The organism is Reichenbachiella agarivorans, from assembly GCF_025502585.1.
GTDB lineage: Bacteria > Bacteroidota > Bacteroidia > Cytophagales > Cyclobacteriaceae > Reichenbachiella > Reichenbachiella agarivorans.
Genome location: NZ_CP106679.1, coordinates 717,783 through 740,405, shown reverse-complemented (window position 1 = coordinate 740,405; position 22,623 = coordinate 717,783). Strand labels below are relative to the sequence as shown.

The window sequence follows — 22,623 nt, the reverse complement described above, 5'->3', positions numbered from 1 at the left end:
TCGCTAGGTTGATTCAGGGGTTGTATTTAATTGCAGTAGGGACAATTTGGTATTGATGAATTCTCCTTTTGCCATGCTTTGTATATAGCACAGGCTGCATCTACTCCTTCTTGAGCGCCTGAACAAGTGTAGATGTAAGCAGTTTGACATTGACTATCTATTTGGATGTCAAATTCTGGGCCGTTGTATCCACCATTGCAATCCGCACCACTTCTCGTGTTTTTGTCACTTTTAAAAGCTCCATTTGCTCCAGGCTTTCGAGTCTCGTCTTCTGAATAGAACCAAGCATCGGTAGTTTCTTGAAACTGATACCCTAAGGATTGACAATCCTTTCCTTCATGAAAGACAGCTTCTGAGGCAGATCCTGAGTTGCAGCCTTCATCGTAACTTTTGTTTCTACAACTGTAGATGTATTGGGATCCCCCTACCGAGATCTTGGTTTCGCAGGCACCCTCTGGATCTTCACAACCAGACCATAAAGTGGTGAAAAGCAAGGCAAGCAAAAGTAAGTAGGTCGTATGTTTCATGATATTTTCAACGCCAGTTGTCCAGTATGATATCAAAGTTTTTCACCATTGATATTTAGAATAATTAGATCACTCAAAGTAAAGTCAGCTTTGTAGATAGCTTTAGCCATTTCAGCATCTACGCCTTGGTAGAATTCTCCCTTACTTTTATCTAAAAGAAGAAATACGTCACTCCAAGATGGACTGCCTGTTACATCCCAGCCAAAACCCTCTCCAGGACCTTCAAAAGTCCCCTCTTCCCAAGACATATAAAGTGGATTGCCATCCAAGGTCAGGTGCTCACCGTTTTCATTGATGACTGCTGCTCCCCATAGAACACCACTTATGGAACCCAGTCCTTCCCATTTGAAGACTGCTTTTCTTGTTACTTCTCCAAAGAAAATACCCAGTTCATAGCGGAGAGTAAGGCTTGTTACTGTGAGGTCTCCCAAAGTATAGGTGCATTCTGTTGTCATTTCTCCTGAATCACCTAATTCACCGTCTACCGTCCCTGTTGAACTACTAAAAACACATACATTGGAAGTAGAGCCACCTTGCCCACCATTTCCAGAGTTGTAATCTACACTTCCTTCTATGGTACCCTTCTCATCATCAGAGTCAGACCATTTGCCACTTACATTGAGATTATCGTCTATTACGAGTGTGACATCTACGAGCACACCATTGCTCAGAGTCATTCCAAATTTCAGTTTTCCATCTGCATAGATTACCCCATTGAATGCTATCCACTCACTTCCATCGTAGTAGTATCCAAAGGCCAATCCATCTGCTATGGACATCTCCCATATGCCTATTTGAATACCCGATTGAGAAGCAATGCCAGCATAATCCCCGTCATAGGCCAGCGATATTTCTAATATTTCTTCATCTTCCTTTAAGAAGTCAAAGCAGGAAGACAACAATCCGAGAGGCAACACAAGGCAGGTAGCAATTAGAAATTTATACATGATAGAAATGATTGAACAGCATAATCCCAAATTTATGAAATTCACAAAAGTCAAAACATCCCCATTTATGAGGAATTTATATCAAGCCTCTGCTGATACAGTAGGCTATCAGCTGATTGGAATTTTTGGAACTTGATTTACTCATTGCATTCTTTTTGTGAGAAATGATTGTCTCTTTAGATATGTTGAGCATGTCAGACATTTCTTTGGCTGTATAGCCTTGAGTCAATAATTTGATGACTTCTATTTCACGCTTTGTAAAGGGGTTGGAGTTGAACTCAGAGACATTAGCCTCATTCATGATGTCTATCCCCAAATAAGACGGTTCTCCATTGAGACCTGTTAGTGATAGCTTGTAGTTGTTGGTATTGGTGATGTGAGATATGTCGGTATGTATCCCGAGGACTTTGAGAAGAGATCCAGTATCTGTGGTCTGAACGGCAAGATTCTGCATCATGAACAACCTGTATGAGCCATCTTTGACTTTTTCGCGCAGACAATAACTGATTTTGTAATGGGTCACTTTATCTGGTGTCACTTGGGTGGTTAGAAAGTTAGCTACATATTCTTCACATTTGAGCATGTATCCAAAATCATCAGGATGAATGAGGTTAATTAGGACTTCTAGAGGCTGATCCACTATACAAATACCCATCATTTGTTTCGTGGACTCACTTGCACTTTCGAAAGTCAATGTAGGAGAATCTAAAATATAATGATAGAAAGGGCCAGGAGAAAAAACAGTAGCTAGGATTTTGTCAAAATCGAGCTTTTTGATGCCAGCAGAGCGGGGAGCTAAATAGTGTCCGTAACTGTTGAAAAGATTGGTGAGTAATGTGCTATTCTTCAATGACTCGAATGTTTTAAACTGAATGTTCAGCTAAGACAGGTTGGAATACACCAGATAATATGTCTGATTTGCGTTTAGCTATACGGTTATATAAAACTATTAAAATTGATGAATTTTGCAAGAGTCATTTTGTTTTTGGTGAGATTTCTTCTTTTGTATTTCAGGGTATTGTCAGCTTCTTTGTCCATTTTTAAGCATCCAAATTTGGATCGTCCCGTACAAGCTAACATCATTTATTAGAACTCAATCAAGGTACATGCAAGTCACTAAGGTCAATCTCCAAGACACTCATTCATTCTCTCAGTTTTTCATAGATTATTTGTCGGACAAAAAGGAACTTGCAGCCTTCTATGGTTTGAGACCAGAGATCGATTCGTTTGGAGAGCAGATCAAAAAAAAATCTTTTAGCATGACCCACCGCAAGGTACTCTGTCAGGTACTGGAGGATCAATACGAGGGCTATGAAGTCGCATCAGCTTTGGCTGGGAATCTATCAGACTTAGGATTGGACAACACCTATACAGTTACTACAGGGCACCAACTCAACATCTTCACCGGTCCGCTCTATTTCATCTACAAAATTGTCACCGTCATCAATGCCTGCAAGGAACTGAAGGCCAAGTATCCTGACAGCAACTTTGTGCCAGTCTATTGGATGGCCTCTGAAGACCATGATTTTGATGAGATTTCTTATTTCAACCTATTCGGTAAAAAGTACCAATGGGCCTGTCAGGATCAGGGAGGAGTGGGGCGCCTGTCCACCGCATCTTTGGAAGGGCTCTTGGCCGAGTTGCCGGAGAAAGTGGAGTTGTTCGAGCAGGCCTATCGCAATCATGGCAATCTGGCGGATGCCGTCCGCTGCTACGTCAATGACCTATTTGGCGAAGAAGGCTTGGTAGTCCTAGACGCAGATGACGACCGATTGAAAGCACTATTTGCACCAGTGATCAAGGATGATTTGCTTCACCATACGGCAAATAAGCTTGTAGAGCAAACCAACCAAGAACTATTAGATTTGGGATACAAAACCCAAATATTTCCTCGCGAGATCAATTTCTTCTACCTCGATGAAGGTCTCCGAGAGAGAATCATCAAAGAAGACGGTCAATACAAAGTCAACAACACTAACCTTACATTTAGCGAAGAGGAAATTCTTGCTCTAGTTGATTCCAATCCCGAAAAATTCAGTCCCAACGTCGTGATGCGTCCGCTCTATCAGGAAATGATCTTGCCGAATCTTGCCTATGTGGGTGGCCCTGCAGAGGTGATCTATTGGTTGCAGTTGGGCAAGGTGTTTGAAAAATATGAGACAGCTTTCCCTATACTCTTACCCAGAAATTTCGCACTCTACATCAACAAAAGTTTGCAGAAGAAGGCAGACAAGTTCGCTTGGTCCGACACGGAATTGTTCAAATCCACGGGAGACTTACAGGAAGCCTATCTCCTTCAACATGCCGATGACAGCATGAGCCTCAACGGCGAAGTAGAGGACTTGCAAAAGGTATTTGATCAACTGATTGCCAAGGCTGAAGTCATCGATGGCTCTCTAGTAGGATTCATCTCTGCCGAACATGCCAAGTCTGTCAAGAGTCTCGACAACATCGGCAAGCGACTCAAAAAGTCCGAAGAAAAGAAACATGAAGTGGCCTTGAAACAAATAGAGGGAGTGAAAGAAAAACTATTCCCAGGCGGAGGACTCCAAGAGCGTCACGACAACTTCCTCAACTTCTACATCAACAACCCCAATTTCATCCAAGAACTAATAGGAGCACTAGAACCATTCGATCTCAAGATGCATGTATTGAAGGAGTAGCTAGATTTTAGTGCTTAGACATTAGACCAATGTCTAACACCCCTTCCCGTGGTCTGTTGCACACAGACCACTATCATGCCGCAGTAGATTGGCTTGTGTGTCACAAGCCATGGAAGCAGAGAACTTTCTAAAGTCTAACATCTAGTGTCTCATTCCATGGTCTGAGGAAGGCTAGAGTCAAGAACCCAGAGACAAGAAATTTCCCATGGTCTGTGACACACAGACCACTGTCAAACCGCAGTAGATTGGCTTGTGTGTCACAAGCCATGGAAGCAAATACTTGTCTAATGTCTAACATCTAGTGTCTAAAGTCTCTTCTTATATACCGCCATCGCCAACCTCAATTTATAATAGGGTATTTCTTCTTTGAAGTAATCGAAGAGAGGTTTCAACTTTTCTGTTTCACCTGTCTTTTCGATACCTGCTATGATTTTCACTTCTTCCTCTTCGCTGAGGTAAGATCGGATATCGATGGGTTTGCCTTGTTCGTAGAGTGTGGCGAGGTGCGAATAAATGGTGACGATGTTGAGTTTTCTTTGTTCAGCGATTTGCTCTGGGCTGTTACCTTCTTGGAGCAGGTCAAAAGTAATCAGGTGGGTAGCGCCCGTGATTTTTTCACCTTGAGTGGCTTTTTCCTTGACAAAGGCAATAATCTCCGTCAAGAATGCATCGCCAAAGCGAGTTATCTTTTGTTGACCCACACCTGATATTTCCATGAGTGTCTCTTCGGTGGTAGGATGTTTAGCCGCCATTTCTTCCAACGTTGCGTCGTTGAATACTACATAAGCTGGGATTTCTAGTTCCTGTGCGATCTTCTTTCTGAGATTGCGCAGACGCTCAAAGAGTTCGTTGGAGCGGAGGGCAGTCTTGCTAGGCTGTGGTGCCTTCATTCTTTCCTTGCGCTCGATTTCACTTTCTGGCTTGGTGATTTGTACAGGGATGCTGCCAGTCAGGGCTTTTTTGCCTGTTTCTGTGATGCGCAGAATGTTGTGGTTGTCAAATGCGATCTCAAACAACCCCAAGTTGAGGAACTGTCCGATGAAATGCTGCCATTCGAAATAGGAGTGGTCTCTGCCGGCTCCATAGGTTTTGATCTCGTGGTAGCCCAACTGCACGATTTCCTGTCTGTGAGATCCTCTCAGGATGTCAATGAGCATGCGCATGCCTACTTGCTCTCTGGTGCGGGCGCAGGCTGACAGTGCTTTTTGTGCCAATATGGTTCCGTCCATAAATTCGGGTGGATTGCGGCACACGTCACAGTTACCACAGTCTCGCTCCATCTGCTCGCCAAAGTAGCTGAGGAGGACACGCCGGCGACAGGTGGTTGCCTCGGCAAACTGCTGCATCCGTTGAAGTTTCGCCTCTAGCAGAGCTTTTTGGGGACTGTCTTCCATAAACTGCTTGAGCTGTACCACATCTGCATAACTGAAGAACAGCAAAGTTTTAGAATCTAAACCATCTCTACCAGCACGACCGATTTCTTGGTAGTAGCTTTCGAGGTTTTTGGGCAAGTTGTAGTGGATGACCCATCGTACGTTGGATTTGTCGATCCCCATTCCAAAGGCAATCGTCGCACAGACCACCTTGAGATCGTCTCTGATGAATCTTTCTTGGGTGTTGTTGCGCACATCAGCAGGCATACCCGCATGGTAAAAATCCGCATCAATGCCATTGGCTTGGAGTTTGGCGGCTACTGTTTCACAGCTCTTTCTGCTCAAGCAATAGACGATACCTGATTCGTTGGGAGCTTGTTTGATCAGTCCAATGATGGATTCTATCCTGCCCTGTGCTGCGCGGACGGTCAAGTTCAGGTTGGGTCTGTCAAATGACGCCAGATAGGTTTTGGCATGGAGAATCCCTAGCTGATTGAGGATATCGGTTCTTGTGGCTTTGTCCGCAGTGGCAGTCAGTGCCATGATCGGAACTGTGGGAAACTGCTTTTTGAGGAAGTCCAGTTGCGTGTATTCTGGACGAAAATCGTGCCCCCATTGAGAGATACAATGCGCTTCATCTATTGCAATCAGGTTGAGGGTCACAGACCGGATCACGTTGTAAAAGTCTCTGGTAAGGAGTTTTTCTGGAGAAACGTAGAGGATTTTGATCTCTCCTGACAGAAACTTTTCTTCGATTTCTCTTTGCTCTGGTGCAGTGAGTGAACTATTGAGGTAGGCAGAGGATACTCCGTTTTGTTTGAGGGCTTCCACTTGATCACGCATCAGTGAGATTAATGGTGAAATGACCAAACAAGCGCCATCCTGCACCAGTGCAGGGAGTTGAAAGCACATAGACTTGCCACCGCCAGTTGGCATGATGACCAAAGAATCTTTTCCGTCCAAAGCACTCGTGATGACATCTTCTTGCAGAGGTCTAAAACTGCTGTAGCCAAAGACATCTTTGAGGATAGTATGGGCATTGGCGAGAAGTGGTTCGGACATGGGACTTTGGGGGATTCAAAAATGAAGTCCAAAGTTAAAGAACTCAAAAGTAGATCGTAGAGGATCGACTGAAAAAGTGAGTCGAAGGGATTGGCTATGCTTTCACTTCATTGACGAGTTCTTCATTTCTCTCGAAAGTAGTTAGGTTGCCCAAAACTGTGTCGGCAATGCTGTCCAATGCCTCTGCGGTCAAAAATGCTTGGTGTGAAGTAATCAGTACATTGGGAAAACTGATCAATCGCATGAGGGTGTCATCCTCGATGATGGTGTCAGAGAGGTCTTCAAAGAAAAGGTGTTCCTCTTGCTCATACACATCTAGTCCTAGATAACCCACCTCGCTTTTTTTCAGGGATTGAATGATGTCCTGAGTATGGATCAAAGCACCACGGCTGGTATTGATGATCATGACGTCTTTTTTCATTTTGGACAAGGACGTGGCACTGATGAGATGTCGCGTTTCTGGAGTCAAAGGACAATGAAGAGATATGATGTCTGATGCTGTGTACACTTCGTCCAAACTCACATAGCGAACCCCGATTTCTTTGAGTGCTTCATTGGGATACATGTCATAGGCAACGATTTCACAGCCAAAACCTTTAACAACCCGACAGAATGCTGCCCCTATCTTACCAGTACCGATCACGCCTACGGTTCGCTTGTAGAGATTGAACCCAATCAGGTGATCCAGTGAGAAGTTGCCCTCTCGGACTCTGTTGTAGGCTTTGTGCGTTTTGCGATTCAAAGTAAGGATTAGTGCCATCGCATGCTCTGCAACAGACTCAGGCGAGTAGGCAGGTACTCTGACTACTTTTATATGGTGTTTAGCACATGCTTTGAGGTCTACGTTGTTGAATCCTGCACAACGTAATGCAATGATTTTGATGCCATTCTCCGATAGTCTTTGGACGATTGCCGCATTGATATGGTCATTGACGAACACACAAACTGCATCGAAACCTTTGATCAAATCTATGATCGTCCAGTCTAATGAATGCTCGTAATAAGTCAACTGGTGGTTGTAGGTTTTGTTTCTTTTATCGAGATAAGTCTTGTCGTAAGGTTTGGTACTGAATATGGCTACTTTCATAGGTTTGGGTGGATTTGTCGTGGGGATCTAAAAATGGTAAAGATAAGGACTCAAAAAAACCTATACTGTGTAGAGTATAGGTCTTTAGATATTTTTTAAGATGGGTATTGATTACAGTTGGAGCAACCAGTATGGGTTTTCAAACCATTTTTGTTCCATCATATCCAATACACCTGTGGCCATCAATGACTCCAGATAGTTGTCTACGAGATTGACGAATAGCGCATCGTTGCTAGGGAGTGCGATTCCTATCGGCTCGATAGTCATAGGTTTGTTCAATACCACCAAGTCACTGTTTGGATATTTGAGCATCGCATAGGCACATGTTGGGTAATCGGCCACCATTACATCAGATTCGTTGTTGATGATTTTGTTGATGGCGATTTCGTAATCAGTCACCAATAGCAAGTTCACGTTGGTCAGATGCTTTTCGGCGAAACGCTGACTGGTTGAACCTTGTAGAGTTACCACTTTGATGTTGGTATTGATGTCCTGAGGATTGGTTGCATTAGCAAGAACTTTTGATTTGGTGAGAATAGATTTGCCAGAGATCATATACGGACCAGCAAAGGCATTTTTTGCATTTCTAGTAGGAGTGATCGTCATGCCAGAGATGACCAAGTCAATTTTACCCTCGTTCAGACTTGGAATTAGCTCCGCAAACGGCATTTCAACTATTTTTAGTTTCAATTCCATTGATGTTGCCAAGAGATTGGCCAAGTCTACGTCGTAACCAATGATTTCTCCTTTTTTGGTTTTCATAGAGAAAGGAGGCTGTGTGCCCGTCATGCCTACACGAAGCTCGCCGCTTTCTATGATTTTGTTTAATCTGTCTTGCGCCAAAAGATTGCATGAGGTTAATAGTACGACCGCAATCAATAAGTATGTCTTAAATGTCTTCATTGGAATTGTGATTGATTAGTTTAATATATTTTGTTTTTCGAGGTCTCTTAATAATATCTTGGCATATCTGTGAGCCAAGGTTCGCATGTTGGATGATTCGATGACTGATGATTGTCCAGTGTAGATTGTTGAATTATTCGGGTCAGCTTCTTCGGACAGATCGTAGATTTTGCACTCGATCAGCATGCTGGTTTGTTCTGTATAGTAGCCAGAGTTTTGCCATCCATAGCCATAGCCACCATAGTACATATCGTATCCGTATCGGTAGTTGTAGTAGTTGTACATATCATAGCCACCTCCATATGGGCCATAGCCATACCCACCTGCAGTGTAGTTGGAATGGTACTGTGTTTCGGTTTTCTCATCCACAGCACTGGCCATGATTACGAGATCAAAGTTCTCTTTTTTGATGATGCGCTCCATTTGCTCGGAAGACGTGATTTCATAGCTCGGAGGAATCAGCGTCATGCCGTGCGCAGCAGGATAGCCCATTTCGAGCAAGGCATCTACCAATTCTTCTTCAAAGCCCAATCGTGCATCGAGTCTAGGAAACATACCAAATACAATGACTTTTTTGAATTGGTGAGGCTTGAATGCTGGATTGGTCCATGATACAAGTGCAGGACTACAAGCCTGCATTCCCAATGCAACGATCAATCCTATGAGATAGAAGTTGCTTCGAGATGAGTTGGATTTTTTGGATAAAAGCATGAATGGACTTTTATGATTTGTTTAGTTTATATTTTGTGAATTTAGGCACAAGTTCCTAAACTAGACCAAATGAAATAAAAAAAGACAACCCTTTTGGAGTTGCCTTTCTTGTTTTTGACCTTATCTTTTAGACTTAAGCCTTGAAATTGATTTTTCTCATTCGGAGAGAAAGTGGAGTCACCTCTACATACTCATCCTTGTTGATGTATTCCAATGCTTCTTCCAATGAGAATTTTTTGGCAGGTGCAATTTTCATACTTGCGTCTGTACCAGATTTTCTCATGTTAGTCAATTGCTTTCCTTTTTGGATGTTGACAGCCAAATCATTGGCACGAGAGTGCTCACCGATTACCTGACCTACGTACAACTCATCACCTGGAGAGACGAAGAATATACCTCTGTCTTGCAATTTGTCAATAGCATAAGCTGTACCAGGTCCTGTTTCCATGGATACCAACGAACCATTCATACGCTCAGGAATGTCGCCTTTGTATGGCTCATATCCACTGAATCTGTGTGTCATCACAGCTTCTCCAGCAGTAGCTGTCAATACTTGGTTTCTCAATCCAATCAAACCTCTGGCTGGGATGTTGAATTCCAAATGCTGTACATCACCTTTAGGTTCCATGATCGTCATTTCACCTTTTCTTTTGGTCACCAATTCGATGGCTTTTCCAGACACTTCTTCTGGCACGTCGATCACAAGGTGTTCGATTGGCTCGTGTTTCTTGCCATCAATTTCCTTGTAGATTACCTGTGGCTGACCCACTTGTAGTTCATACCCTTCTCTTCTCATCGTTTCTATCAAAACAGACAAGTGAAGTACGCCTCTACCATAAACCAAGAATTTATCCTCACTATCTGTTGATTCTACTTTTAATGCCAAATTCTTTTCTATTTCTTTCATCAATCTGTCTCTCAAGTGTCTTGAGGTGACAAATTTCCCTTCCTTCCCAAAGAATGGTGAGTTGTTGATAGTGAAGAGCATGTTCATGGTTGGTTCATCTACACCTACTCTTTCTAGTGGTTCTGGATTGTCAAAATCAGTGATGGTGTCGCCGATATCAAAGCTTTCGATACCAGTCACTGCGCAGATATCTCCACAGGTTACTTCTTCGACACTTCTCTTGCCCAACCCTTCGAATACGTGCAATTCTTTGATTCTTACTCTTTTGACGGTACCGTCAATTTTGGTCAAACCTAGGCTTTGTCCTACTTTGATAGATCCTTGGTGGATTCTACCGATGGCGATACGTCCTGTAAATGCCGAGAAATCCAATGAGGTGATTTTCAATCTCAATACGCCTTCTTTTTGCTCAGGTGCAGGGATTTTCTCAAGAATCGTATCCAAAAGTGGTTCTAGATTGTCAGTTTCATTTTTCCAATCATGGCTCATCCAGCCGTTTTTAGAAGAACCGTATAGCGTAGGGAAATCCAACTGATCTTCTGTAGCCTCTAGGTTGAACATCAAGTCGAAAACTTCTTCGTGTACTTCATCTGGACGGCAGTTTTCTTTGTCCACTTTGTTGACTACTACGATAGGCTTCAATCCAAGGCCAAGTGCCTTGCCCAATACGAATCGTGTCTGAGGCATAGCGCCTTCGAATGCATCTACAAGCAAGATTACACCATCGGCCATGCTCAATACTCTTTCTACTTCACCTCCGAAATCGGCGTGACCAGGAGTATCAATGATGTTGATTTTAGTTCCTTTGTATTGTACAGATACATTTTTTGAGAGAATGGTGATACCACGCTCCTTCTCAAGATCATTTGAATCGAGGATCAAATCATTGTTGTCCTGTGATCTTTTTGCATCATTTGCTTGTGCTGCATAAATGATTTTGTCAACCAATGTAGTTTTGCCATGGTCAACGTGAGCAATAATTGCTACATTCCTTATATCAGTCATTCTTTCTTTTCTTGGAAATTTGGCGCAAATCTAACTGGAATAATTGACAACTAGGATGTGTGGGATTTAAATAGCTGTTAAATCTTGTCTACCAGCCAGATGATGTAGGCATATACACCAAATCTGAGCACTCTACTGAGTGCATAAGTCAGGAATCTACCGAATGGATAATGAGCGGCTCCAGTCAGCATACAGATGGCCGAAAAGGGAATTGGAGTCACTGCAGCTATGACAATCATGAATCCACCAAAACGCTGTACATTGGTCTCTAGCGGCTGTATAAATTGATGGGTCAGTTTGTAGTAAATGATTGATTGACTGAGTTTTGACCCAATGAAATAGCCAATAATTCCTGCCAAATAGGATATGGCTGTCAATGTCGTGATGTAGAATATGTAAATGTCAAGTTGGCCTTGGTGCAGTGACCATATCATGAATAGTTCGGGAGGGAAAATTCCGAAGAGGATTTCGGATAAGGTGAAAGTAGAGAAGACCAAAATAGGTTGGTCGGCCATCTGATCCATCAAATCTTGGTAACCATTCTGAAAGTAGTGTTTGCCAATGAGAAAAAGCACAATGATTGTTACCAACCAAAGCATGCCTTTGGTCAGATTAGCTAGCAAGAATTTGTATTTGTTTTCGTTGGTTTTCAAAGCCCTCCCTGTTGGGTTATTGTATGCCTCTAAAATTGCTCTAATTCCTCGTCATCTGATAGTAAATCTGCAGATATGTTCAAGGAGTCAACATGCATTTTTTCTGTTTGAGACTGTGATTTTGATAGTCGACCTACTGATACCTTCCAGTACGGGTCTTGGAGATCATAGTAGTGGTTGTGGTATTGGGTAAGCATGATTTTGACTGCATAGTTGAGTCGGTTGAGGGCGTCAGTTTGGTAATCTTTGCGGTTCATCGGGTGGAAGATGAAAAATTTGATCAGTGGGAATGCTTTTTTTCTCAACTCGCCAAGTATCGCGGTAATTTTGACTTCTTGACTGCTATGTACACCAACTATTTTTTCAATCGCCTCTGTACAATAGGTACTCAGTCCTTGTAGCAGCGCCATATACGGCTCAGTAGTTCTTGTTTTCTCTACGCTTTGAATGTATTCATCGCAAAAACTTTTTAGTATGTTGAGCTGAGGGATACATTGCTCAGGCTGCGTATAGACATTGGGTTGCCAGAGGATCTCCCTGAAAGTAAATAGTGAAGGGAGCAGTTCGGTATCATAGTTTTCCTCCTTGTTGAGATCAAGGATGTCTTGGGTGTAGAGATTGTTGATTAGAATGCTGCCGGCGACCAACTTATAGTTCCACACAGCTCCTTTTTCTGCATTTTTTGGTGCAGGAGCCATCTCCATAAATTCCCATATCTCATTGAATTCTATTCTCATACTAGGGGCCATGATCAAAATGACCTATAACAAATATATCCAATTGAGTGGGATTGAAGCCTTATGGCACGAGCATCTTTAGCGAGTTGGGTTTAATTTCAATTTTACTTACCATGCTGGTGAGGTAGGGTTCTCCGTCTAGTTGTGCATTGGAGGAGGTACTGGTGATGCAAATTTTTTTTGCTTTGATGAATTGGTAGTTGGAGGATGATTTTAGTTTTCTAGCAAAAAGTTTTGCTGGAAAGGTAAACAATTGCCAAGGCTTAAAGGGATGTATGATAACCAAGTCTAGTAAACCGTCACTAATGTTAGCATTTGGAGCGATGAAGGCATTGTTGCCATACTGACTGCCATTGGCGATGGTCACAATGAATGCTTTCGTTTCGATGCGTTGATCGTCAGCCTCGATGGTGAAGTTGGGAGCTGAAAAATTGAAAAATTCTCTCAGCGAAAGAAAAATATATGAGAAAAGGCCTCTTTGGTTGTGGTGGTCAAAGGCGTAGGCTACTTGGGCATCAAAACCAATACCAGCCACATTCAGGAAAAGTTGTTCGTTGAACCAGCCTGTATCAATCCACGTCTCACGGGCATGGTTGAGCTGAGAAATAGCCTGAGGGAGCTGTGTGGAGATGTTGAGGTGATTGGCTAGTCCATTGCCTGACCCTTTCGGGAGTATGGACATGCAGACGTTGGTATTGATGAGCCCTTGGGCTACTTCGTTGATTGTACCATCACCCCCAACAGCAACCACTAGATCATAGGATTCTTTGACAGCTTGCTGTGCACGTAGTGTGGCATCCCCTCGGCCCGTTGTTTCATAGATTGACCAATCAAACTTGCTGGAATCGAGGTTGGATTGTATGAGTTCTGTGATATTGATTTTTCCACCTGCTCCCGAAATAGGATTGGTGATGAAAAGTGCTTTCCTTTTGAGAGACATGGTGTTAGCGAAAAGGTAAAAAAAAGACCAGTTCAACTGGTCTTTTCTGTTTTATCCTCTGGTTGCTCCGAATTTGTAAGCAAGGCCTAGACTAAGAATGCTTTTAAACTGCCATCTATCTTCTTCTGTCGATAAAATAGGATCGCCATTGATATCCATATCATAAAACTTGATGTCATAATCATAGATGGTTTGGATATAGATCATGGCAGAGAGGAAATCGTTGACCTTCATTGTCAAGGTGTTCTCCCAGTTTACATCGATCTTGTCAGTGTTTTCCATGTAGTTAGTAAACAAAAGAAGGTTGGTTGCATAGGTAGTGTTTTTGAATATTTCTTTGTTATAAGATACCTTGATGGTAGCACCAAACTCCGCTCGCATGTTTTTCCCAGTACCAGCTATGATAGCGCCAGTGCCGTCTAGTTCTGCACCATCTACTCCAAAAGAACCTGAGTCTGCTAAATCTTGATCTGTCACGAAAGTCATTTTACCTGAGATCAAGCCAAATGATGCACTGAAATTGTCGTTAGGTTTATAGTCGGCACCAATTGCTGCCAATAAATAGCCAGGAGACATAAACCTAGAGATGTAGTTATCTTGGTTTGACGACTCAAAGCCTTTAGCAAACTGTGTTCTGAAGTCTAACATGGCACTGTAATACCATTTACCTTCGCCTATACTTTTTCCAAATTGAGATGTCAATACGATTCTATCATCTGCTTTTTTTCTGTCTGCCTCGTCTTCTTTGATAAAACCAAATCCTAAATCAATGGTATTAATCCAAATGATTCCTCCTTTTTTATAGTCAAAGAATTGACCGAAGTAGGCACCTCCAGAGTAAGAGTTAATTCCGCCAGCTGCCCAGTTTTTAAGCGTAGCTTGGTTAAAGGTGATGCCAACGTTACCACCTTTAGTCCAATATGTAGTGTCTGATTGTGCTTGAGAAAATAGTGGACTTAACAATAGAAAGCCTAGTATGAATTTTTTCATAAGTTGATTTTTTTGTTATTAAGGCCACTAAATTAGGTCAAAATGCCAAAAGGATTGTTTTGTTAATGTTAATTATTCGTAGGTGTTTGCTTTGGCGTCATTCTCTTTGAGGATTCTTCTCAATATTTTACCTACATTGGATTTAGGTAGCTCCTTGCAAAATTCCACATGTTTGGGGCATTTGTAGGCAGTTAGATTTTCCCTTGCATAGGTCATTACCTCTTCTTCGGTGAGAGAGTCATCTTTCTTTACAATGAAAACTTTGACAGATTCTGTGGATTTTTTACTAGGTACACCGATTGCTCCCACCTCTAATATTTTAGGGTGTGCAGCTAAGGTCTCTTCAATTTCATTGGGGTACACGTTGAATCCAGAAACTAATATCATTTCCTTCTTTCGATCCACGATTTTGATAAACCCATCTTCGTCAAGCATGGCAATATCACCAGTTTTGAACCATTCACCATCCATTACATTGGCTGTTTCATCAGGTTTCTGCCAGTATCCCTTCATGACTTGTGGTCCCTTTGCGTACAACTCCCCTGGCTCATTGAAGCCTACCTCATTGCCATCGTCATTCATCAACTTGATTTCGGTACTAGGCATAGGTACACCGATGGTGCCTAATTTGTGATGACCATTGAGTGGGTTTACTGTTAAAACTGGTGAGGTCTCTGTCAGTCCGTAACCCTCAGCCAAACAAGATCCTGTAACCTTCATCCATTTTTCGGCAACTGGTTTTTGTACGGCCATACCCCCACCAATGGCTACCTTGAGTTTGCTAAAGTCAAGACTTTTGAATTTCTCTTGGTTGAGCAAGCCATTAAATAGCGTGTTGACACCTGTAATCACTGTAAATTGATGTTTGCCCATCTCTTTGATGAACGCGGGCATGTCACGTGGGTTGGTGATCAGGACATTGTGTGCCCCATATTTGAACATCGTAAAGCAATTGCTGGTTAAAGCAAAAATGTGGTACAATGGCAGAGCAGTAATGACAATTTCTTTCCCTTCTTTTAGGAGTACTTCTAGCCAACCACTGACTTGTTCGAGATTGGCTACCAGATTTCTGTGTGTCAGCATGGCACCTTTAGACACACCAGTCGTGCCACCAGTATATTGTAAGAATGCTAAGTCAGCCCCTTTGATTTCTATATTTTCAAATGTTTTGGTTGCTCCAAGTTTCAATGCGTCATTAAAGTGAACCACATTGGGTAAGCTGAAGGAGGGAACCATTTTCTTGATCCGTTTTACTACGAAGTTGGTGATGATTTTTTTCAATCCACCAAACAGGTCACCGATTTCAGTTGTGATGATGAGCTCTATTTTGGTCTCCGGGAGTATTTTTTCGAGATTGCTGGCAAAATTTTCTAATATCACAATGGCTTTTGCTCCAGCATCATTGATCTGATGTTTCATTTCTGAGGCAGTATATAGTGGATTGACATTCACTACGACTAGCCCGGCCTTGAGTGCAGCAAACATCGCTACGGGATATTGTAGCAGATTGGGCATTTGTATGGCGATGCGGTCACCTTTTTGTAGTGTTGTGTGATGTTGGAAATAGCTGGCCATATGGTTTACCTGTACCTCCAATTCAGCATAGGTCAACACTTTGCCCATGTTTTCCATTGCTGGCAACTCTGCGTATTTTTTAAATCCTGTATCTAGTAGATCAACTAAAGAGGAATAACAATCGGGATTGATCTCGTGTGGAATTCCTTCAGGATATTGTTTGAACCAAGGGTAATCTTTCATAGTAATGTTGTGCTTAATCTTTCTAATTCGGTATTAGATCAGATGGAAGATTAAATATGCCTATAGAAAATGGAATAGTCAAAGAATGGGGAGGCAAAAAGAGGAGAAGAACTTAGATTTGTCTGTAAATGAAAAAAGTCTGGTAGAACCAGACTCTTTCATTAAACAACATTAACCCAAAAATGATAGCTGTAGGAGAAGGATTCGAACCTCCACGGAGCGGTTAGGCCCGATAAATCGGGATTTATTCCTTATCTCCACCCCCGAGACAGGGGGGCATGGCTGCCTGTTTCATCACCCTACATTATAGAAAAGAACTACTTTTTTGTTCCTTTGTGATTACAAATTTATAACAACTAGACGGAATATTAAAAATTTATCATAAAAAACCTTAAATATTTAGACTTGATCTAACAAATACTTATAATTGTTGAGTATTTAATAAAATGACTTGTGAATCATGGCGAAAAATTATGAAATTGATGAAGTGGATTTGAAAATCCTATCTCACCTGATGATTGACGCTAAAACTCCCTATACGGAGATAGCAAAAAAGGTGTACGTTTCTGGTGGAACAGTCCATGTCAGAATGAAGAAGTTGGAAGAGATGGGTGTGGTTTTAGGTACGACCCTTCAGCTTGATTATTCCAAGCTTGGGTTTGACGTCACGTGTTTCTTAGGGATATATCTACAGCGAAGCTCTTTGTATGATCAAGTAGTAGAGGAACTGAAGAAGATATCAGAAGTAGTACGGATTCATTATACGACGGGTAATTATAATATATTTATCAAAATCCATTGTAGAGATACCAATCATCTCAGAGAGGTACTCCATGATAAAATCCAAAAGGTGGATGGAATAGAAAGAACCGAAACCTTGATCTCTCTGGATGAAAGTATGAGTCGCCCGATTCAATTGGGTTAAGATATTGTCAGCATTTGGGTAATTATTGGAAGAGTACTGTTATTTTTAGGTCAAAGACCAAAAATGAAAAAAATTACTATTAACAAAAGCACCTTTGAACTTGAAGAAGTCGAAGGTGCTTTTTTTTTGAATGCAAAGCCATATAGCCTAGATATGTACCAAAGGCATGATGGTAGTATTCATATAGAGCATGGTTGTAAATCCCATTTGGTAGAGATTGTTTCGGTTGATGCCAAGACCAAGACAGTGTCAATGATCATAGACGGGAGAGCCATACAAGCCCATGTACAAGACGAGCTCGATCTGATGCTCGAAAAAATCGGATTAGAATCTGATATAGAAGCGACTGATCAGGAAATCAAAGCACCTATGCCTGGAACTATCTTGGAAATATGTGTGAAAGAGGGACAATCTGTTGCCAAGGGAGACAGTCTGGTGATCTTGGAAGCTATGAAAATGGAAAATATAATCAAGAGTCCATGTGATGGCGTGCTGACATCTATTCTAGTGACAAAAGGAGAGACAGTAGAAAAGGGCAAAATTCTATTGATATTTTAAATGGTGAAGAAATCCATTCTATATTTGTAGGGTTTGAAAAACAAAAAGGAATAATACCTGACAGATGAAGTACAAAAGAATATTGTTGAAGCTAAGTGGAGAAGCCCTGATGGGGGATAAGCAGTACGGGATAGATGCTTCAAGATTGGACAAATATGTCCAAGACATTAAAAAAGTACACGAGCAAAATATTGAAATTGCGATAGTAATCGGCGGTGGAAATATTTTTAGAGGAGTACAGGCAGAGAGCTCAGGTATAGACAGAGTGCAGGGAGACTACATGGGAATGTTGGCTACAGTGATCAATGCCATGGCGTTGCAATCTGCTTTAGAAAAAGCGGGGCTCTTTACTCGATTGATGTCGGGAATTAAAATCGAAGAGGTTTGTGAGCCATTCATCAAACGTCGGGCAGTTCGCCATCTAGAGAAAGGCAGGATTGTGATCTTTGGAGCCGGCATAGGCAACCCTTACTTTACTACAGATTCTACGGCAAGCTTGAGAGCGATTGAGGTAGAAGCAGACGTGGTGTTGAAAGGAACCAGAGTGGATGGCGTATATACCGCAGATCCAGAAAAGAACCCAGATGCTGTGCGATACACCAACCTTTCATTTCAAGAAGCCTATGAGAAGGGGCTTAATATCATGGACATGACGGCTTTCACTCTTTGTCAAGAAAATAATCTCCCAATCATTGTCTTTGATATGAACAAGGAAGGTAATTTTTACAGAATTGTGAAAGGGGAAGACGTCGGAACCCTGATTTCTTAATTAAATAAACAGAATCAAATAATAATCGAGACATGGAAGAGATCGAAATGTTTTTGGAAGAAGCCAAAGAATTGATGGATAAATCTGTAAACCATTGTAACCACGAGTTGTCCAAAATTAGAGCGGGTAAGGCCACTCCCAATATGTTGGATGGATTGATGGTAGAGTACTATGGTTCACCGACTCCCATCAGCCAAGTAGCGACAATCAATACCCCAGATGCAAGAACTCTGTCTATCAAGCCTTGGGAAAAAGGTGTGATAGCCAATATCGAAAGAGCAATTATCAACAGTGACTTGGGTTTGAATCCGCAAAATGATGGAGAACAAATCAGAATCAATATTCCTCCGTTGACAGGAGATAGAAGAAAGGATTTGGTCAAGCAGGTCAAAAATGAAGCAGAGAATGGTAAAATTAGTATTCGCAATATCAGAAAGGATACCAATGATTCTCTTAGAAAGTTGCTGAAAGATGGTGCATCCGAAGACTCAATCAAAGATGCTGAGGCATCGGTTCAAAAAATGACCGACGCTCATGTACTGAAGATAGATGATTTGGTGGTGCTTAAAGAGAAAGATATAATGACTATCTAGAGATAGAGGTTTTTACTCTTGATAAAATAGTCTACTTCAGAGGGCACTAGGTATTTGATCGAGTGCCCTTTTTCTATGGCTTCTCGGATAAAAGTTGCTGAGATATGCAGCATCGGCGCGTTGATCATTTCTATCTGCTCACTCAGATCGATCTTGGGAGGAGTAGAGTTGGGTCTTGGGTACACGATGAGTTGATGGTGCTTCAGTATTTGTTCATAGTTTTTCCACTTGTGAAAATTCGACAGGTTGTCTTCACCAATGATCAATTTGAACTCTTTGTCCAAGTGCTTTTCTGATAGTACAGCCAGTGTTTTTACTGTAAAACTTGGTTTGGGGAGTGAAAACTCTATGTCTGACACTTTCATTTTGGGCTGGTCTTGGATCGCAGCTTGTACCATGTCGTAGCGGTCAAACTCGTGCAGGAGGTTCTTATTCTGCTTGAATGGGTTTTGGGGGCTGACCACAAACCAAAGTTCGTCCACTTGACCCGAATCCACTACGGCTTGTGCGATGATCATGTGTCCTATGTGTATAGGATTGAAAGATCCAAAAAATAATCCTACTCTCAATTGTGTGTTCATGAAGCCAAGAAGTCCGATACGGTTTTTTTACTCTCAGCAAAGGACTGTTCCAAATCTTCGTTGACAATGGTGAGGTCAAATTGATTTTCAAAAGACATCTCAAATTTAGCTTTGAACAAGCGTCTGGAAAGGCTTTTTTCGTCTTCTGTACCTCTGTCTTTCAGTCTTTCAGACAAGGTTTCGATGTTGGAAACCTTGACAAATATCGCCAGAGCTTTGTCTCCAAAATATTTTTTAAGATTCAAGCCACCTTTGACGTCCACGTCAAAGATGACATGCTGGCCCATGGCCCATATTCTGTCGATTTCTGATTTTAGCGTACCGTAGAAGTTGCCTTCATAGACTTCTTCCCATTCGATGAATTCTTGATTGTCTATTTTATTTTTAAATTCATCTGGAGAGAGGAAATAGTAGTCTTTTCCATCGGCTTCACTTCTGCCGCGTTTGTCTCTGGTGGAGGCAGAGATGCTAAATGACAATTGTGGCAATTCGGCAAGTAGATGTTTGACTATGGTGGTTTTTCCAGAGCCAGACGGCGCTGAGAAGATAATGGCTTTTCCTTCGTTCATGAATTATGGAGTAGACTTTGCAATTTTGTTTTTGATTGAATCGGCTAAGTCCTTGGGTACTTCCTGATGTACCGACTTGAGTTGGATGGCTTTCTTCAATTCTTTTTCCAAATTTAAGGCATCTACACATTTTAAACACAATTTTAGGTGTCTTCTGAGGTATTGCTCCTGTGACGGGGAAGATTGATTGTCTATCACATCGTATATCAGATCAATGTATTCTCTGCAGTTGGCCATGCCTGTACGGAATTTTACGTTTTGCACGTATTGTTTGAGTCCCACTGTTAATATTTTATTCTTTTAATAACCCATGCTGGCAGCATAACCAGCTAGTTTTTCTTTTAACAAATTTCTAGCTCTGTGAATTCTAGATCTAACTGTACCGATAGGGATGTCCAGTATTTTCGCCATTTCATCATAGGTGAACCCCTCCAAATCGCAAAGAATGATCACTGTTCGAAAATCCACATCGAGACTATTGAGTGCAGAAGTGATTTCGTCACCCATCATGTTTTTGACTGAATCTACGCGTAAATCAGTTGTTGATGAGGGTTTTTCTGTCCCTTCTGAGTTGTAATACCCTTCTACTTCCTGATAATCTACTTGTGCGGGCTGTTTGCTTTTTTTCCTAAACTCGTTGATAAAACTATTTTTCAGGATTCTAAACAACCACGCTTTGGCATTAGTTCCTTTTTGAAATGAATTGATGAAGCGATAGGCTTTCATGTAAGTATCCTGTACCAAATCTTTGGAGTCATCTTCGTCATAGGTCAGTTTGTAAGCGAAATTATACAGTGCACGCAGATGTGGCATAAACTCCATATCTACAAGTTGTTGCTTTTCCTGATCTGTATAATTGTTTTTCTCGATGGCTTCTTCCATGATGATAGAGGGCGGCATTTTTACATGTTTCGACATCTAAATTACGTGTCTGCCATGCAGAAGTTCTTGTTGCTGGATTTCTTCTCGGCCTCAAGATATAAAAAAAGCTCCATCTCATCGATGAAGCTTTTGAATTTAGATTTTATGATCAATCATTAATATCTGTAGTAATCAGGCTTGAATGGCCCTTCTACTTTTACGCCAATATATTTGGCCTGCTCTGGAGACAGTACGTCTAGTTCTACACCGATTTTAGACAAGTGCAACATGGCAACTTTTTCATCCAGATGCTTAGGCAACATGTACACCTTGTTTTCATATGCTGCAGTATTAGTCCATAGTTCCAATTGAGCCAAGGTCTGGTTGGTGAATGAATTGGACATCACAAATGATGGGTGACCAGTAGCACATCCCAAATTGACCAATCTACCTTCTGCCAACAAGATGATTTCTTTGTCTCCTAAGGTATAAAGATCGACTTGAGGTTTGATTTCGTCCTTGTTTGCGTTTTTATTCAACCAAGCTACGTCAATTTCATTGTCAAAGTGGCCAATGTTACAAACGATCGCTTTGTCCTTCATTGCTTTGAAATGACGATCTACGATGATGTCTTTGTTTCCAGTGGTAGTCACGATGATGTCACCTTCTTTGACAGCATCGTCCATTTTCTTCACTGCGAAACCATCCATTGCAGCTTGTAGTGCGCAGATTGGATCGATTTCAGTCACGATTACTCTAGCACCAGCACCTCTCAATGAAGCTGCAGATCCTTTTCCAACATCACCATAACCCGCTACAACGGCTACTTTGCCAGCCATCATGACGTCAGTAGCTCTTCTGATTGCGTCTACGAGTGATTCTTTACAACCATATTTGTTGTCAAACTTAGATTTGGTTACTGAGTCATTGACATTGATTGCAGGCATTGGCAAAGTGCCATTTGCTTCTCTTTCTTGCAGTCTATGCACGCCTGTAGTGGTCTCTTCAGAAAGTCCTTTGATGTCTTTGACCAATTCTGGGTATCTGTCCAAAACCATGTTGGTCAAGTCTCCACCGTCATCCAAGATCATGTTCAATGGTTTTCCCCCTTCGAACGCAAAAAGAGTTTGCTCGATACACCAATCAAATTCTTGTTCATTCATTCCTTTCCAAGCGAAAACAGGAATGTCAGCTGCTGCGATAGCTGCTGCTGCGTGATCTTGTGTAGAAAATATATTGCATGATGACCATGATACTTCAGCACCGAGAGCGATCAACGTTTCTATCAACACTGCAGTTTGGATAGTCATGTGTAGACATCCAGCGATCCTAGCACCTTTCAATGGTTTGCTGTTACCATATTCTTCTCTTAGAGACATGAGGCCAGGCATTTCTGCTTCGGCTAGTTTGATTTCTTTTCTGCCCCAGGCAGCCAAAGAGATATCTTTTACTTTGTTTTTTAGCTGTGTATCTAACATTACTCTTGTATTTTTTCGATTTAGGA

The 22,623-nt window shown here is 41.7% G+C and carries 23 protein-coding genes; 5 read left to right on the top strand and 18 right to left on the bottom strand.

Going from position 1 to position 22,623, the window contains the following annotated elements; genetic code table 11:
- Positions 1-26 precede the first annotated feature (26 nt).
- From N6H18_RS03000 to N6H18_RS02990, 3 genes are all read right to left on the bottom strand, one after another.
- On the bottom strand, positions 27-527 hold the full coding sequence (locus tag N6H18_RS03000; protein ID WP_262310354.1) for a hypothetical protein: 501 nt from the start codon (positions 525-527) through the stop codon (positions 27-29).
- A gap of 32 nt (positions 528-559) precedes the next feature.
- Positions 560-1,474 carry a hypothetical protein gene (locus N6H18_RS02995; protein ID WP_262310353.1) on the bottom strand — a complete coding sequence of 305 codons (915 nt, stop codon included), beginning with the start codon at positions 1,472-1,474 and terminating at the stop codon, positions 560-562.
- Positions 1,475-1,550: 76 nt separating this feature from the next.
- On the bottom strand, positions 1,551-2,324 hold the full coding sequence (locus N6H18_RS02990; RefSeq protein WP_262310352.1) for a helix-turn-helix transcriptional regulator: 774 nt from the start codon (positions 2,322-2,324) through the stop codon (positions 1,551-1,553).
- Between the two features lie 256 nt (positions 2,325-2,580).
- On the opposite strand from N6H18_RS02990, the gene bshC reads away from it, so the two are divergent.
- Complete coding sequence (bshC, locus tag N6H18_RS02985) at positions 2,581-4,137, top strand: bacillithiol biosynthesis cysteine-adding enzyme BshC (protein ID WP_262310351.1); 1,557 nt, start codon at positions 2,581-2,583, stop codon at positions 4,135-4,137.
- 305 nt (positions 4,138-4,442) lie between these two features.
- Here the strand turns inward: bshC and recQ are convergent, their stop codons facing one another.
- From recQ to N6H18_RS02935, 10 genes are all read right to left on the bottom strand, one after another.
- Complete coding sequence (recQ, locus tag N6H18_RS02980; RefSeq protein WP_262310350.1) at positions 4,443-6,572, bottom strand: DNA helicase RecQ; 2,130 nt, start codon at positions 6,570-6,572, stop codon at positions 4,443-4,445.
- 94 nt (positions 6,573-6,666) lie between these two features.
- Positions 6,667-7,659, bottom strand: a complete 993-nt coding sequence (locus tag N6H18_RS02975) for a 2-hydroxyacid dehydrogenase (protein WP_262310349.1) — start codon at positions 7,657-7,659, stop codon at positions 6,667-6,669.
- Between the two features lie 111 nt (positions 7,660-7,770).
- Positions 7,771-8,562 (bottom strand): transporter substrate-binding domain-containing protein, encoded by a 792-nt coding sequence (locus tag N6H18_RS02970; RefSeq protein ID WP_262310348.1) that lies wholly within the window; start codon positions 8,560-8,562, stop codon positions 7,771-7,773.
- Between the two features lie 15 nt (positions 8,563-8,577).
- Positions 8,578-9,273, bottom strand: coding sequence for a hypothetical protein (locus N6H18_RS02965; protein WP_262310347.1), 696 nt, complete (start codon positions 9,271-9,273; stop codon positions 8,578-8,580).
- Positions 9,274-9,406: 133 nt separating this feature from the next.
- Complete coding sequence (typA, locus tag N6H18_RS02960) at positions 9,407-11,185, bottom strand: translational GTPase TypA (protein WP_262310346.1); 1,779 nt, start codon at positions 11,183-11,185, stop codon at positions 9,407-9,409.
- A 77-nt stretch (positions 11,186-11,262) separates the two neighbouring features.
- Complete coding sequence (locus tag N6H18_RS02955) at positions 11,263-11,838, bottom strand: YqaA family protein (RefSeq protein ID WP_262310345.1); 576 nt, start codon at positions 11,836-11,838, stop codon at positions 11,263-11,265.
- 29 nt (positions 11,839-11,867) lie between these two features.
- Positions 11,868-12,575 carry a hypothetical protein gene (locus tag N6H18_RS02950; RefSeq protein ID WP_262310344.1) on the bottom strand — a complete coding sequence of 236 codons (708 nt, stop codon included), beginning with the start codon at positions 12,573-12,575 and terminating at the stop codon, positions 11,868-11,870.
- Between the two features lie 61 nt (positions 12,576-12,636).
- Positions 12,637-13,515 carry a diacylglycerol/lipid kinase family protein gene (locus N6H18_RS02945; RefSeq protein ID WP_262310343.1) on the bottom strand — a complete coding sequence of 293 codons (879 nt, stop codon included), beginning with the start codon at positions 13,513-13,515 and terminating at the stop codon, positions 12,637-12,639.
- 51 nt (positions 13,516-13,566) lie between these two features.
- Positions 13,567-14,505 (bottom strand): DUF3078 domain-containing protein, encoded by a 939-nt coding sequence (locus tag N6H18_RS02940; RefSeq protein WP_262310342.1) that lies wholly within the window; start codon positions 14,503-14,505, stop codon positions 13,567-13,569.
- A gap of 72 nt (positions 14,506-14,577) precedes the next feature.
- Entirely contained in the window at positions 14,578-16,263 is a 1,686-nt protein-coding gene (locus N6H18_RS02935; RefSeq protein ID WP_262310341.1) for an AMP-binding protein, read from the bottom strand.
- Positions 16,264-16,723: 460 nt separating this feature from the next.
- Between N6H18_RS02935 and N6H18_RS02930 the strand changes: the two genes are divergently transcribed.
- The 4 genes from N6H18_RS02930 to frr all read left to right on the top strand — a co-directional run bounded on the left by N6H18_RS02930 (position 16,724) and on the right by frr (position 19,108).
- Entirely contained in the window at positions 16,724-17,188 is a 465-nt protein-coding gene (locus N6H18_RS02930) for an Lrp/AsnC ligand binding domain-containing protein (RefSeq protein WP_262310340.1), read from the top strand.
- 63 nt (positions 17,189-17,251) lie between these two features.
- On the top strand, positions 17,252-17,746 hold the full coding sequence (locus N6H18_RS02925) for an acetyl-CoA carboxylase biotin carboxyl carrier protein subunit (RefSeq protein WP_262310339.1): 495 nt from the start codon (positions 17,252-17,254) through the stop codon (positions 17,744-17,746).
- Positions 17,747-17,810: 64 nt separating this feature from the next.
- Positions 17,811-18,515, top strand: a complete 705-nt coding sequence (gene pyrH / locus N6H18_RS02920; protein WP_262310338.1) for a UMP kinase — start codon at positions 17,811-17,813, stop codon at positions 18,513-18,515.
- Positions 18,516-18,547: 32 nt separating this feature from the next.
- A complete protein-coding gene (frr, locus tag N6H18_RS02915; RefSeq protein WP_262310337.1) occupies positions 18,548-19,108 on the top strand; it encodes a ribosome recycling factor in 561 nt (186 codons plus the stop codon).
- Here frr and nadD read toward each other — a convergent pair.
- From nadD to ahcY, 5 genes are all read right to left on the bottom strand, one after another.
- A complete protein-coding gene (nadD, locus tag N6H18_RS02910) occupies positions 19,105-19,689 on the bottom strand; it encodes a nicotinate (nicotinamide) nucleotide adenylyltransferase (RefSeq protein ID WP_316044828.1) in 585 nt (194 codons plus the stop codon). The genes frr and nadD overlap by 4 nt on opposite strands.
- Positions 19,686-20,258, bottom strand: a complete 573-nt coding sequence (gene gmk, locus N6H18_RS02905; protein ID WP_262310336.1) for a guanylate kinase — start codon at positions 20,256-20,258, stop codon at positions 19,686-19,688. Before gmk ends, nadD begins: the two co-directional genes overlap by 4 nt.
- A gap of 3 nt (positions 20,259-20,261) precedes the next feature.
- Positions 20,262-20,540, bottom strand: coding sequence for a hypothetical protein (locus N6H18_RS02900; RefSeq protein WP_262310335.1), 279 nt, complete (start codon positions 20,538-20,540; stop codon positions 20,262-20,264).
- Between the two features lie 18 nt (positions 20,541-20,558).
- Positions 20,559-21,140, bottom strand: a complete 582-nt coding sequence (locus tag N6H18_RS02895) for a sigma-70 family RNA polymerase sigma factor (protein ID WP_262311578.1) — start codon at positions 21,138-21,140, stop codon at positions 20,559-20,561.
- 155 nt (positions 21,141-21,295) lie between these two features.
- Complete coding sequence (ahcY, locus tag N6H18_RS02890) at positions 21,296-22,597, bottom strand: adenosylhomocysteinase (RefSeq protein ID WP_262310334.1); 1,302 nt, start codon at positions 22,595-22,597, stop codon at positions 21,296-21,298.
- Positions 22,598-22,623: the final 26 nt, after the last annotated feature.